The 13,033-nt window shown below is 46.8% G+C and carries 11 protein-coding genes; 4 read left to right on the top strand and 7 right to left on the bottom strand.

The features are described 5' to 3' along the window. Positions 1-21 precede the first annotated feature (21 nt). The 5 genes from nhaA to grpE form a co-directional block, all read right to left on the bottom strand. Entirely contained in the window at positions 22-1,206 is a 1,185-nt protein-coding gene (nhaA, locus tag SG35_RS09530) for a Na+/H+ antiporter NhaA (protein ID WP_044832454.1), read from the bottom strand. A 393-nt stretch (positions 1,207-1,599) separates the two neighbouring features. Next, complete coding sequence (dnaJ, locus tag SG35_RS09525; RefSeq protein ID WP_044832453.1) at positions 1,600-2,736, bottom strand: molecular chaperone DnaJ; 1,137 nt, start codon at positions 2,734-2,736, stop codon at positions 1,600-1,602. A 108-nt stretch (positions 2,737-2,844) separates the two neighbouring features. Then, positions 2,845-4,779: a molecular chaperone DnaK gene (gene dnaK / locus SG35_RS09520; protein WP_044832452.1), complete on the bottom strand. Its 1,935-nt coding sequence runs from the start codon at positions 4,777-4,779 to the stop codon at positions 2,845-2,847. A gap of 184 nt (positions 4,780-4,963) precedes the next feature. Further along, positions 4,964-5,857, bottom strand: a complete 894-nt coding sequence (locus SG35_RS09515; RefSeq protein WP_044832451.1) for a substrate-binding periplasmic protein — start codon at positions 5,855-5,857, stop codon at positions 4,964-4,966. Between the two features lie 216 nt (positions 5,858-6,073). Then, positions 6,074-6,700 (bottom strand): nucleotide exchange factor GrpE, encoded by a 627-nt coding sequence (gene grpE / locus SG35_RS09510; protein WP_044832450.1) that lies wholly within the window; start codon positions 6,698-6,700, stop codon positions 6,074-6,076. Positions 6,701-6,857: 157 nt separating this feature from the next. Between grpE and nadK the strand changes: the two genes are divergently transcribed. From nadK to SG35_RS09495, 3 genes are all read left to right on the top strand, one after another. Continuing rightward, on the top strand, positions 6,858-7,739 hold the full coding sequence (gene nadK / locus SG35_RS09505) for an NAD(+) kinase (protein WP_044832449.1): 882 nt from the start codon (positions 6,858-6,860) through the stop codon (positions 7,737-7,739). A 105-nt stretch (positions 7,740-7,844) separates the two neighbouring features. Then, positions 7,845-9,509 carry a DNA repair protein RecN gene (recN, locus tag SG35_RS09500; RefSeq protein WP_044832448.1) on the top strand — a complete coding sequence of 555 codons (1,665 nt, stop codon included), beginning with the start codon at positions 7,845-7,847 and terminating at the stop codon, positions 9,507-9,509. A 162-nt stretch (positions 9,510-9,671) separates the two neighbouring features. Continuing rightward, positions 9,672-10,019: an outer membrane protein assembly factor BamE gene (locus SG35_RS09495; protein ID WP_044832447.1), complete on the top strand. Its 348-nt coding sequence runs from the start codon at positions 9,672-9,674 to the stop codon at positions 10,017-10,019. 160 nt (positions 10,020-10,179) lie between these two features. Here the strand turns inward: SG35_RS09495 and SG35_RS09490 are convergent, their stop codons facing one another. Both SG35_RS09490 and SG35_RS09485 read right to left on the bottom strand, forming a co-directional pair. After that, positions 10,180-10,803, bottom strand: a complete 624-nt coding sequence (locus SG35_RS09490; RefSeq protein WP_160298276.1) for a dioxygenase family protein — start codon at positions 10,801-10,803, stop codon at positions 10,180-10,182. 356 nt (positions 10,804-11,159) lie between these two features. Next, positions 11,160-11,357, bottom strand: a complete 198-nt coding sequence (locus SG35_RS09485) for a hypothetical protein (RefSeq protein WP_044832445.1) — start codon at positions 11,355-11,357, stop codon at positions 11,160-11,162. 86 nt (positions 11,358-11,443) lie between these two features. Here SG35_RS09485 and SG35_RS09480 point away from each other — a divergent pair, with 86 nt between their 5' ends. Beyond that, positions 11,444-13,033, top strand: a complete 1,590-nt coding sequence (locus SG35_RS09480) for a formylglycine-generating enzyme family protein (RefSeq protein WP_053042979.1) — start codon at positions 11,444-11,446, stop codon at positions 13,031-13,033.

The following is a 13,033-nucleotide window of genomic DNA, read 5'->3' as shown; positions in this document are numbered from 1 at the left end:
TCTTATTATTTCTTATTGCTGTTATTTTGGCTCATGAGCTAACCTGGCTACCGCGTGTTTGATCACAAGGAAACCCAAAATGCCGGAAATCAGCGAGCCTATCACTATCCCCAATCTATCCTGGAACAGCAAATTACCCGTGCCCTGCTCAAAGGCTAAAGAGCCGATAAATAAACTCATGGTAAAGCCGACACCACATAACAAGGCTGCGCCATACAATAGTTGCCAGTTAACATTGGCCGGTAATTTGGCAAAGCCGAGTTTAATGGCAACAAAACAAAGGCCAAACACGCCTAATTGTTTACCGACAACCAGGCCTAAAATAATGCCTAAAGGCACAGGCGCTGCGACTTCCTGCAGACCTACGCCGGCAAAATCAATCCCGGCATTGGCAAAAGCAAAAATCGGCAAAACAATAAAGGCCACCATGGAATGCAGGTTATGCTCTAATGATTTAAGCGGTGACGGTTCATCGCCTTTACCTTTAATCGGGATAAAAAACGCCAGCACCACCCCGGCTAAAGTGGCATGCACCCCGGATTTTAATACCGCGATCCATAGGACGATACCAAAGAAAATGTAGGGAGAAGTCGTGGTCACCCCGCGCTTATTCAGGCCAAATAAAATACTGATGACAACGGCTGCCACAATCAGCGACAGCATCGAAAGCTGATCGGTATAGAAAAGCGCAATAATAATGATCGCGCCCAGGTCATCAAAGATAGCCAACGAGGTCAAGAAGACCTTAAGTTGCAGCGGAACCTTAGAGCCGACTATGGCCAGGATCCCCAGGGCAAAAGCGATATCTGTGGCTGTGGGTATCGCCCAGCCGCCTAACGCATCGGCATTGTCATAGTTTAATGCCACGTAAAACAAGGCAGGCACCAGCATGCCGCCGACCGCACCGATGGCCGGCAAGGCCACCTGCCCCGGCTGAGAGAGATCTCCCTCGATAAACTCCCGCTTAAGCTCTAAGCCCACCAGGAAAAAGAATAACGCCATCAGGCCATCATTGATCCAAAGCAGCAAAGGTTTGGCTATTTCAAAACTGCCGACGGCCACCACCACGGGGATCTCGAGTAACAAATCATACCAATCCGACCAAGGGGAATTTGCCAATATCATGGCAAACACGGCAGCAAACATTAAGATAATGCCGCTGGCCTCCTCTTTTTTTAAGAAAGACTGAATCGTTGAAATGGCCATAGGGCTCCTTATAGGTTAAAAAGTTTTATCAAATTCACTGCGACATATTATGTCACAAGAAAAACTTTTTAAATATAAAAATTCATTTCATAATTTAACTATATGAAGATAATCGGAAATTTACTCTACAATATGCTCCCTGGCTCCAGGATAGATGCTGGTATGCGCCAGGCAGGGCTTGATAGCTTTGGCTAAAGAGGCGGTAATCTTGGGGGGATCAAAGAAAAGTTATTACTAAAATAACGCCCGCCATTATCAGCAACTTGGCATTAAACTTTAATTTCACCTTGAGGATATCTCAGCCCGGCCTTTCTTATCTCAAAAATAAAAAAACCAGTCAGGCGACTGGTTTTTTAAATAACTAACAGAATTTTTATCTGATCGGGCTAAGCTTTAGCTTTTCAGATCATCAAAAAATTTCTTCACGCCGTCAAAAAAACCGGTTTCTTTCGGTCTGTGATGGGCGGCTTTTTTGTTGATATTGGTTTCTAACTGTTCAAGCAAAGACATTTGCTCAGCAGACAGGTTCACCGGGGTTTCAACAACCACTTTACACATCAGGTCGCCGGTTGAATGGCTGCGTACCGACTTAACCCCTTTGCCGCGCAGACGGAACATCTTACCGGTTTGCGTTTCTTTAGGGATTTTCAGTTTCACTTTGCCTTCAAGGGTCGGCACTTCAATGTCGCCGCCTAATGCTGCGGTGCTGAAGCTGATCGGCACTTCACAGTACAAGTGGTTTTCTTCACGCACAAAAATCGGGTGATCTTTAACATTGGTTTGTACGTATAAGTCACCGGCCGGTGCGCCGTGCTCGCCCGCTTCTCCTTCACCGGATAAGCGGATTCTGTCACCGGTATCGACACCCGGTGGAATTTTCACGCTAAGGGTCTTGTTCTTCTCAACACGGCCCTGGCCGCGACAAGACTTACAAGGGTCAGAAATAATCTTGCCTTTACCGCTACAGGTAGGACAGGTTTGCTGAACCGCAAACAGACCCTGACGCATCTGTACCTGGCCGTGACCATGACAAGTAGGACAAGAAGTCGGTTTAGTGCCTTTTTTCGCGCCGGTGCCGTCACAAGGATCACAGCTGACAAAGGTCGGTACTTTGATTTCAACGGTTTTACCTTTCACCGCTTCTTCAAGAGTAATTTCCAGGTTATAGCGTAAATCAGAGCCGCGACGTGCACGCGACTGACCGCCGCCACGACGACCGCCACCAAAGATATCGCCGAAAACATCGCCGAAAATATCGCCAAAGTCCTGACCGCCGCCGAAGCCGCCACCACCGTGACCGCCCTGCTGGAAGGCAGCATGGCCGTACTGATCATAAGCAGCACGTTTTTGATCATCGTTCAGCACTTCATAAGCTTCTTTTACTTCTTTGAACTGCTCTTCTTTGGATTTATCGCCCTTGGTACGGTCCGGGTGAAACTTCATCGCCAGGCGCTTATAGGCCTTCTTGATATCGCGCTCACCGGCATCTTTTCCGACCCCAAGCACTTCATAATAATCGCGTTTTGACATAAATAGGCTTCTTGTTTACTTCACTTTTATTTCGCTGTTTTTTAAAGCATAAAGCGCCGGGGATTAAACCAGCGCTTTAGCATCAATGTAATTTAAAGGAGCTAACGATTACTTGTTATCGTCTTTAACTTCTTCAAATTCAGCATCAACTACGTCATCAGCTGGTGCGCTACCGGCATCGGCTTCAGGTGCGGCACCTTCAGGAGCGGCGCCGCCTTGTGCCTGGGCTTTCGCCTGAGCAATTTCCATTAACTTCTGTGACGCTTCGATAACTGCCTGAGACTTGGCATCGATGGCTTCTTTGTCGTCGCCTTTGATCGCTTCTTCAAGTTCAGTTAACGCAGCTTCAAGCTTCTCTTTGTCTTCCGCTGGTAAGTCATCACCGGCTTCTTCGATTTGCTTGCGAGTAGCGTGAACCATACCGTCAGCCTGGTTACGAGACTGAACCAGCTCTTCGAACTTGGCATCTTCATCGGCATTCGCTTCCGCGTCGCGTACCATTTGTTCTACTTCTTCATCGGATAAACCTGAAGAGGCTTTAATGGTGATCTTCTGCTCTTTACCTGTGTTCTTATCTTTTGCTGTTACGTGCAAGATACCGTCGGCATCGATATCGAAGGTTACTTCGATTTGCGGTACACCGCGTGGTGCCGGGTCGATACCTTCAAGGTTGAACTGACCAAGAGATTTGTTAGAAGCCGCTTGCTTACGCTCACCTTGTACCACGTGAACCGTTACCGCCGCCTGGTTGTCATCAGCTGTTGAGAAGGTCTGAGACTGCTTGGTCGGGATAGTGGTGTTCTTGTCGATAACCTTAGTCATCACACCACCCATAGTTTCAATACCTAAGGATAATGGCGTAACGTCAAGTAGTAATACGTCAGTCACATCACCGGAAAGTACACCGGCTTGTACCGCAGCACCTGCAGCAACCGCTTCATCAGGGTTAACGTCTTTACGTGGCTCTTTGCCGAAGAAATCAGTTACCGCTTTTTGTACCATAGGCATACGGGTTTGACCACCAACCAAGATAACGTCATCAACGTCACTTACTGAAAGGTCTGAATCTTTAAGCGCAATTTTCAGCGGCTCTAATGTCGCCTGAACCATGTCTTCAACTAAAGACTCTAACTTGGCACGGGTAACTTTGATGTTCATGTGCTTAGGACCACTGGCGTCGGCCGTGATGTAAGGCAGGTTAACATCGGTTTGTTGTGCAGAAGAAAGCTCACATTTGGCTTTTTCGGCAGCTTCTTTTAAACGCTGCATCGCCAGTGGGTCAGTGGTTAAGTCCATGCCCTGGTCTTTCTTGAATTCAGCTACAAGGTAGTTGATTAAACGGTTATCGAAATCTTCACCACCTAAGTGAGTGTCACCGTTAGTCGCTAATACTTCAAAGGTGTGCTCGCCTTCAACTTCATCGATTTCGATGATTGAAATATCGAAAGTACCACCACCTAAGTCATATACGGCAACCACTTTGTCGCCTTTTTGCTTGTCCATGCCGTAGGCAAGGGCAGCAGCAGTAGGTTCGTTGATGATACGCTTAACTTCAAGACCCGCGATACGACCGGCATCTTTAGTCGCCTGACGCTGTGAATCGTTGAAGTAAGCAGGAACGGTAATTACCGCTTCAGTGACTGTTTCGCCTAAGTAGTCTTCAGCCGTTTTTTTCATTTTCTTTAAAACTTCTGCAGAAACTTGTGGTGGCGCAACATTGTTGTCTTTGGCGCTAACCCAGGCATCACCGTTGTCGGCTTTCACGATACCAAAAGGCATGATATCGATATCACGCTGAACTTCTTTGTCTTCGAAACGACGACCGATTAAACGCTTGATAGCGAATAAAGTGTTTTTAGGGTTAGTAACTGACTGACGTTTAGCCGGTTGGCCAACTAAGGTTTCACCTTCTTCTGTGTAAGCGATGATAGAAGGGGTTGTACGATCACCTTCTGCGTTTTCAATTACACGTGCACTGTCGCCGTCAAGTACCGCAACACATGAGTTTGTGGTCCCTAGGTCAATACCAATTATTTTGCCCATCTTGAGGATCTCCGAAATATATAAAATAAAGATTAATTCTGTTGATGAACAGTTAGTGGGGGCGGGAAAATCGTTTTCAATAGAAAAAATAAAAAAATGTCACAAGTTTTTGCTAAAAGTTATTTACGCACATTTCCTGTGGAATTAACAAAAACAAACAAAGCTTATTTTTCAAATAGATAGATTACCAACAATCGAAAAATCCGGACTGTGTTTCCCCATGCCAATTTTTATTTGGATCCGCTAAAAGGCCATATTTTATTAGAATCGCTTTCCAGTTAGGGTCACTGTCCAAAGCCAAAACCTGCTTTTCGAGTTGCTTGTGCTCAGCCAGCATGGGTTTTGTCAGCATAATATGACGACCATATGTCATCAAGGGCCTTGGCGAAGTATAGATCTGATCTGCAAGTGACATGGATTTCATAAAGTATTTCAAGGTAGAGGCTGGCATGGAAGTCACATCTACCCGCCCGGCCAACATGCTTTTTATGCTGGCAACTTCTGACTTGGTATCAATGCGATGTATGCGATTTTCACGCATATCCGCTTCCAAACCAAGATAATAATGTCCCCGGACACCGGCAAAAACCAAACCTCGAAGGGATTTTGCTGTGCCGTCAAACACTACCGGACGCTCTTTGGGTGAAATAACAGCATTGCTGTCAGCGATAATCTCAGGCCCCCAGAAATACTTAGTCTCTGCTCTGTCATCCATCCATTTCGCATTAACAAACAGCACGGCTCCCTGTTTCCGCGAAGCCAAATACATCTCCAGCCGGTTTCTGGGCATAAGGGTGAGCTCCAACCGGTACTTTCCCGATAACTGCCGGTTCAGCAGTTCAACAAAGTCATAGCTAAGCCCCTGCCCTTCACCGGTAATAAAGGGAGGTGAGTGATGATAACTCCAGATCGGGATGATCTTTTCCGCCTGGCAAGTTGCGGGGTGCAGCAATAAAAACATGAACAAGAATAAAGCGCTGAAATGCAAAAAAGCGGCCGAAGCTTTCCAGTGGCGGCGAAAGACACCGCCTTCAATTTTGCTTACTTTAAAATTAGCCAGTTGAATGTCAAAAATCACGATAAGGCCCGATCAATTGCTCCTGCACCCTTTTAATACTAGTTGCTCATCACTGAATCGAACGATTAAGTTCATACCTGAATTGAAAGTGTGCCGGGAAGGTCATTCTGCTTTGCCTGGCTTGTGTGCCAATACCGAAAACAGCAGAAGAAAAAGTAACAGGCATAAAAAAAGCCAGTGGAAGCTGGCTTTTAAGAAAATCGTTAATGTATCAGCTTAGGCTGAAGTATCAACACTCGGCGCCGCTTTAGACACCATGACCATGGCAGGACGAATTAAACGGCCGTTAAGCTCGTAACCTTTTTGCATCACGGCAATTACGGTATTAGGCGCAACACCTTCAACTTCCTGCATAGACATTGCCTGGTGCAACTCAGGGTTGAACGGCTGGTCTTGCGGGTCAACAGCGGTAACACCGAACTTGTTGATGGCAGATAACAGGCTTTGCAGGGTCAGTTCAACACCTTCGGCGATGGCTTTTTGCGTTTCGTCTTCAACATTAACGCTGGCAATAGCCCGCTCCATGTTGTCGATAACCGGCAGCAATTCTGCGGCAAACTTTTCTAAAGCAAACTTACGTGCTTTTTCAACATCCTGGGCGGCGCGGCGACGGATATTGTCCACTTCGGCTTTAGCGCGCACAACAGAATCTTTTTGATCGGCAACGGTTGCCTGGGCGGCAGCTAAAGCTAATTCAAGCTCGTTGATCTTTTCCTGCTCAGGGCTAATGGTGGCGGCAGCAGCGCCTAACGTTTCTTCTAATTGCTCTTCGGCTTGTTGAATGATTTCTTCTGCAGCGATCTCTTCTGCAGTTTTTTGGTTATCGGTAGACTCAGTTGTCATAAAAACTCCACGGGTAAACTCCAATGGTGCTAATTATGGGGATTAGTTTTCATGATTCAAGCATAAAGTCGATCATTTAGTAAAAAGTCAACTTTACAATAGGGGAAAATACGGCGACACTGCCCATAACGAGAAGAAAATAAAGCATTTACACTATATGACCCAGCTATATAAAACCATAGGGTTAATCGGCAAACCTCATCATGACGGTACCAGTGCTACCATAGAGACCTTATATAAGTATTTAATCGAAAATAACTATAACGTTCTGGTCGAAAGCTCGGTAGCCCCCTTTATCCGTATTGATAACTTGCCCAAGCACAGCCTGATGCAGATAGGCGAACAGGCTGAGCTGGCGATAGTCGTAGGCGGTGACGGTTATATGCTCGGCGCTGCCCGGGTATTGGCGGGTTATAAAATCGGTGTCATCGGTGTTAACCGCGGCAATCTCGGCTTTTTAACGGATTTATCCCCGGATAACCTTATTCCCCCGCTTGAAGCAATCTTACGTGGCGAGTCCCGCAGCGAACAACGCTTTGTGATCGAAGCGGAAGTTTATCGCCACGGCAAATTAAAAAGCTCCAACAGCGCGGTTAATGAAGCGGTAGTGCACGCCGGTAAAGTTGCCAATATGATCGAATTTGAAGTCTATATCGACGGCAGCTTTATGTTCAGCCAGCGCTCTGACGGCTTGATTATCTCGACCCCGACCGGCTCTACCGCCTATTCCATGTCGGCAGGCGGGCCGATTTTAACCCCGGGGTTAAATGCGCTGTCGTTAGTACCTATGTTCCCCCATACCCTCACCAGCAGACCAATAGTCGTCGATGGCAGCAGTGAAATAAAACTGATCCTGGCAAACGAGAATTACGAGAATTTACAGGTCAGCTGCGACGGCCATGTCATTTTGGCGGTGATGCCGGGTGATGAAGTCATCATCAAAAAAAGTGAGTATACACTGCGCCTGATCCACCCGCTGGACCACGATTATTTTAATGTTTTACGAAGCAAACTCAGCTGGGGTAACGAGCTTTACTAAGCATTTTAATCCCCTCTTTCGATAAAAACGTCTAAAAAATAACTTGCGAAAAAACCAGTTACTGTATAAATTACCAGTAACTGGTTTTTTCGTTAGAGACAGCTGATGCTTTTACATTTAAACATACAAAATTTTGCCATTGTCCGTTCACTGGACATCGACTGGAATCACGGCATGACCACGATCACGGGTGAAACCGGCGCCGGTAAATCTATCGCCATCGACGCCCTTGGATTATGTTTAGGTGAACGGGCATTAACTAACGTGGTGCGCCCCGGCTGCAAAAAAGCCGAATTATCGGCGGTGTTCGGCGTGTTAGCCAACCCGGCGGCAAGCAAATGGCTTGAACAACACGATCTCAACGGCGACGATGAATGTATTTTGCGCCGGGTGGTTTCCGCCGAAGGCAGATCCCGGGCTTATATCAACGGCTCTCAGGTCCCCCTTGCCCAGTTAAAAGAGCTGGGACAACTCTTGATCAATATCCACGGCCAGCACGACCACCAGCAAATTGTCAAAGCCGCCGAGCAGCGCCGCATGCTCGATGATTATGCCGGCCACCAGCACCTGATGGACGATGTCAAATATCACCACCAGAAATGGCGTGAACTCACCGCTGAGCTGAAACAGCTGCAGGAAAATAAATTACAGCGCGACGCCAAACAGCAGTTGCTGCAATACCAGGTCAGCGAACTGGACGAGTTTGCCCTGCAGCCGGAAGAGTTTGAAACCCTGGAAACGGATTACAAGCGTTACAGCAACTCCCAACATTTGCTCAATGAAACCCTGATGTCGCTGCAGCAACTCAGCGATAACGAAGAATTTAATGTCTTGGACTCCCTCAGGCGCAGCTGCGACAGCCTGAGCGCCTTAACCAGTGTTGATAGCAGCTTAAGCGGCATTGCCAAGGTGCTTGAAGAAGCGCAAATCCAGATTGACGATGCCTGCAACGACCTGCGCCAGTACTACGATCGCCTGGAATTGGATCCGGAAACTTTCCACTTCCTCGAAGAAAGATATTCCCAGGCAATACAGCTGGCGAAAAAACACCAGCTGGCGCCGGAAAACCTGCCGGACTTTCACAGCGAATTAGCGCGGGAACTCGCCAATATCAGCTCAGACGAGTCCAGGTTAAGTGCCATGGGAGAAGAAATAGAAAAAGCCCGGCAAAGCTATTTAGACGTTGCCCGGGTATTATCGGATTCCAGGCAAAAGCAGGCGAAAAAACTCGGCGCCCTGATCAGTACCAGTATGCAGGAGCTGAATATGCCCCACGGCGAATTCCAGGCCCGGGTTGAACAAAACCCCGGCGAACAGCTTTCCGTACACGGCATAGATGAGGTCAGCTTTGTAGTCAGCATCAACCCCGGCCAGCCGTTAGAAGCCATGAACAAGGTGGCCTCCGGCGGCGAACTTTCCCGGATAAGTTTAGCCATGCAGGTTATCCTGGCGGATAAGGTGGTCACCCCGAGCCTGATTTTTGATGAAGTGGATGTCGGCATCAGCGGTCCGACCGCTTCCATGGTCGGCTCTAAACTGCAGCAACTGGCGAAAAATACCCAGGTGATCTGTGTCACCCACTTGCCGCAAGTCGCCAGCAAGGGCCATCAGCAGCTGTTTGTGGCGAAATTAACCGACGGCGAACACACGGAAACAAAAGTTACGGAACTTAGCGAACCGGCGCGCATCAAAGAAATTGCCCGTTTGCTTGCCGGCGATAAAATTACCGAACATAGCCTGGCCAATGCACAGGAGCTATTGGCAGGTTAAGTGACAGGATAGTTGGCGAAGAAATACTCGCCAGGCAAGCGCGGCAGATAAACAAAAAGAGAATTTTAATCAAAGCCGCGCAATTAGCGTAAATTAATTTTGTATAAAGCGGCGGGCTTGGTTATTATCCTCATTCACATTTTATAGGATGAAATTAAGTAGATGTTGTTTCGAATTTTAACTGTCGTTTTTATACTTTCACTTTCCGGCTGTTCAAGTTGGGTATTCCGCTACGATATCCCGCAAGGTAACTACCTTGAACAAAAGAACATAGATAAATTACAAATAGGTATGACCAAAGAACAGGTAAAATTCATCTTAGGTAGCCCGGTGATAGTTGACGCCTTCAACGACGATACCTGGCATTATGTTTACCAGTTCAAATCAGGCCGTAGTGCAGAATTTAACAGCCGTAAAGATTTCACTATCAAATTTGAGAACGATAAAATCATCTCTGCCAGCGGTGATTTTGAGTTATCGGAAAACTTTAATACCCCGATGGAACAATAAGCACTCGCTTTTATCGTCAGTCGCTCCCTTTGCTAATTTCAAGGAGCGACTGGTAAACCCCTTCCCATCTCAATTCATCTTTTGCTTCTGACTTATCACAGCTGATCTATAGCAAGTGATCATCTCGAACAGCAGAGCCAGCCCCCAGCTCATTTATCCGCTATACCTTTTCCAGAATAATATCATATTGATATTGATTGTTTTTTCCGACAAGTTTAGCGGTCATCATCGCTTGTTCCGCAACAGATTTTCTTCTAAACAAGCCATCTTGCTCATTTAGCTGATGATTGGGAAAGTACATTTGTGTCAACAGGGGCACATAGCCATTTTTAGCGATTTTAAAATGAATATGAGGCGTTCTTTGCTGATTGCGCCCTAACGGATAAGCGCCGGGAATAACCGTTTTAAACTTAAACTGCCCCTCAGCGCCGCTTTGCATAATCGCCCAGGCTTGAAAGTGCTTATCTACGGGAGCCGAGTTGGTATCATGAGGGTGATGGTACTTGCCAAAACTATTCGCCTGCCACAAATCTATAGTCACACCTTCAACCGGCTTTAAATCCGTATCTAACACCTGACCAAAGACATCAATGATCTCACCTTTGGCAATACCCTCTTTACCGGCCACCCGGGTAAGGTCTGCATCTTGATCCTTTTGTGGCGTGATCGGATAAAAAGGCCCTTCAACCTCACTCGGTGTCGTCATTTTGGCTTGTACAGTGCCGGTAAATACACCGGCGACAGTGCCTAAAACACTGGTTTTGATAAAAGCACGACGTTTCATGGAGCCCTCCTGATTGAGCATATATTAATAAGCCTAGTGCCTTTTAAGTGCTGTGACACCTTAATAACTAAGCTGTTGGTTTATTTTGTACTCAAGCTAGCCATATCATGATGGAATGTCTTAACAAAAAGCTATTATTTAGCAAATAGAAAAATAATAGATTTTTAAATAAATTAAAACAAACACTTACCCCTACATCAATTATGCGAAAATTTAGCCGGCAATAAATGAATGACACGACAACAGCAAAAGTTATGCTTTTAACTGAGTTTTTTAAACCTAGTATTGGCTTGACTAGATGATGACTTGAGAAAAGTAACGCTTTACCAGAGTAAACTTCTGTTGATATCAACCGATCAGCAATCCTTAAATCCGATAAGCTGATATACACCTGACTTTAGCCAGCTGACACATTCGCTAAAATTTGAATCAAATCGGAACTTTGCAGCTATTGCCAGCAGATAACGAATCAGAAACAGGCAGTAGAGTCCGTTTTCTTTAAAATAATTACGCACCATAAACAACTGATTATAAAGGTTAATTTTTCTATTCATTTTCTATACCTGAAAAAATAGAATACGATTAAGACATCACGGCTTCCTGTTCGCTAGTCTCCCAACCAGATTACTAAGGAGACAAAATGAAACAATTACCCCCAAAACTATTCGCCCCTTTATTGTTATTAGCCAGTACGGCAGTTAACGCCGATACCGCACCAATAGAGCCGGTATTAGTGCCGCTGAAAAATGCTGCAGACAAGATTGATATTCAGATGGGCAAATATGAAGTTACGGTTGCCGAGTTTAGCCGCTTCATTAAAGCAACCGGTTATCAGGTACCGCAAAAATGTATGTTATTTAGCTCAAGCAAATGGCCTTCCCCTGAAAATCCGGGTAAATGGGACGAGCCTGAATTGATCAGTGATCCCTACCGCCCCGTGGTCTGCGTCGGTACACTCGGCGCTATGGCCTATACCGAGTGGCTGGCCAAAACCACCGGAAAGCCTTACCGCCTGGCCGAGCTTAATGAATGGCGCTATGCCGCCTCCGAGGGCAAAAAAAGCCGCTTCGCCTTCGGTGAAGACTATCACCAAAAACAAATATGCGACTACGAGAATGTCGAGGATTATGCCAATGTTGCCGGCTTAAAACGTGATCATCAGGTACGCTACGACAGCAGTGCCAACTGTAACGACGGTGCTGTTTACCATACTGTGGTCGGCATGTACCGCGCCAATAAATTCGGTTTGCACGACATGATGGGCAATGTCAAAGAGTTGCTGCAAACCTGCCTTAAAAACGATGAAAAAGCGCCGGGCGGCTGCGCAGAATATGCCGTGGCCGGTGAGGCCTGGCATTGGCAGGCTCGCGGGGTAAATAACCCGGACTGGATAGCCGCAGATTTTTACGGCAGCATCGAAGGCTTCCGTCTGGTGCTGGACAGCAAAGAGACGCAAGCACAATCTGCCAGTACCGCATCTTTCATTAAAGACCTGGCTAAGGCGCAGCAAAAGGCACAAAAATCCCATCAACGGCTTAAATCCCTGCCGCTAAGTCCAACCGGGCTGACGGCGAATTTATTAAAGAACAACCAGGTCGAATTGAACTGGTTGCCGGTAACAGGCAATGACATCAGCTACTCCATATATCGCAGTTACCTTGACCCTGAAGGCAAAGTCAGCCGGAAACCGCAGAAAATCGCCGAAGGGGTGAAGCAGGCCAGTTTTATAGACCAGCTCACAGGTAAAGGCCCGGCAAGTTATACCGTGTTTGCCAATTCAAGCGCAGGCGAGAGTATGGCAAGCAATGAGGCCTCTGCCGGGGTTCATAAAGCATTTAAACCCGGCGAGCGCATTCAGGCGGAGCATTATCAAGCCAAGCGCCACACCTGGGTTCGCGACAATAAACAGGAACAAAGTGTCGGTTTGTCCGACAATGAAAATCATTATGCCACTGGCCAAAAGCCCTTTCTTCCGGCCTGGTTAAAGTTCAATTTTAACAGTGACTATACCGGACAAGGCACGTTAAAAATGCGTCTGCGCAGCCAAGACGGTGCAAGCTTTGAGATCTGGCAGGGTCATCACTTAGTGGCACGGTTAACCGGCGGCAAATCCGATGCTTTTAGCGAAATCACCGCCGATGTCTCCCTGATTGCCTCACAGCAACCGCTTGAGATCCGCGCAGCCAACCAAAGCTGGCTGCTGATCGACTGGTTCGAGTTCAGCCTCTAA

It is taken from the genome of Thalassomonas actiniarum (assembly GCF_000948975.2).
In the GTDB taxonomy this organism is placed as follows: Bacteria; Pseudomonadota; Gammaproteobacteria; order Enterobacterales; family Alteromonadaceae; genus Thalassomonas; species Thalassomonas actiniarum.
Note: the sequence above shows the minus strand (reverse complement) of the source record. Positions and strands in the feature narration are given on the sequence as shown.

Coding starts and splice junctions, on each gene's coding strand:
- nhaA (WP_044832454.1), bottom strand. CDS start 1,206: ATGGCCATTTCAACGATTCAGTCTTTCTTAAAAAAAGAGGAGGCCAGC.
- dnaJ (WP_044832453.1), bottom strand. CDS start 2,736: ATGTCAAAACGCGATTATTATGAAGTGCTTGGGGTCGGAAAAGATGCC.
- dnaK (WP_044832452.1), bottom strand. CDS start 4,779: ATGGGCAAAATAATTGGTATTGACCTAGGGACCACAAACTCATGTGTT.
- grpE (WP_044832450.1), bottom strand. CDS start 6,700: ATGACAACTGAGTCTACCGATAACCAAAAAACTGCAGAAGAGATCGCT.
- nadK (WP_044832449.1), top strand. CDS start 6,858: ATGACCCAGCTATATAAAACCATAGGGTTAATCGGCAAACCTCATCAT.
- recN (WP_044832448.1), top strand. CDS start 7,845: ATGCTTTTACATTTAAACATACAAAATTTTGCCATTGTCCGTTCACTG.
- SG35_RS09495 (WP_044832447.1), top strand. CDS start 9,672: ATGTTGTTTCGAATTTTAACTGTCGTTTTTATACTTTCACTTTCCGGC.
- SG35_RS09490 (WP_160298276.1), bottom strand. CDS start 10,803: ATGAAACGTCGTGCTTTTATCAAAACCAGTGTTTTAGGCACTGTCGCC.
- SG35_RS09485 (WP_044832445.1), bottom strand. CDS start 11,357: ATGAATAGAAAAATTAACCTTTATAATCAGTTGTTTATGGTGCGTAAT.
- SG35_RS09480 (WP_053042979.1), top strand. CDS start 11,444: ATGAAACAATTACCCCCAAAACTATTCGCCCCTTTATTGTTATTAGCC.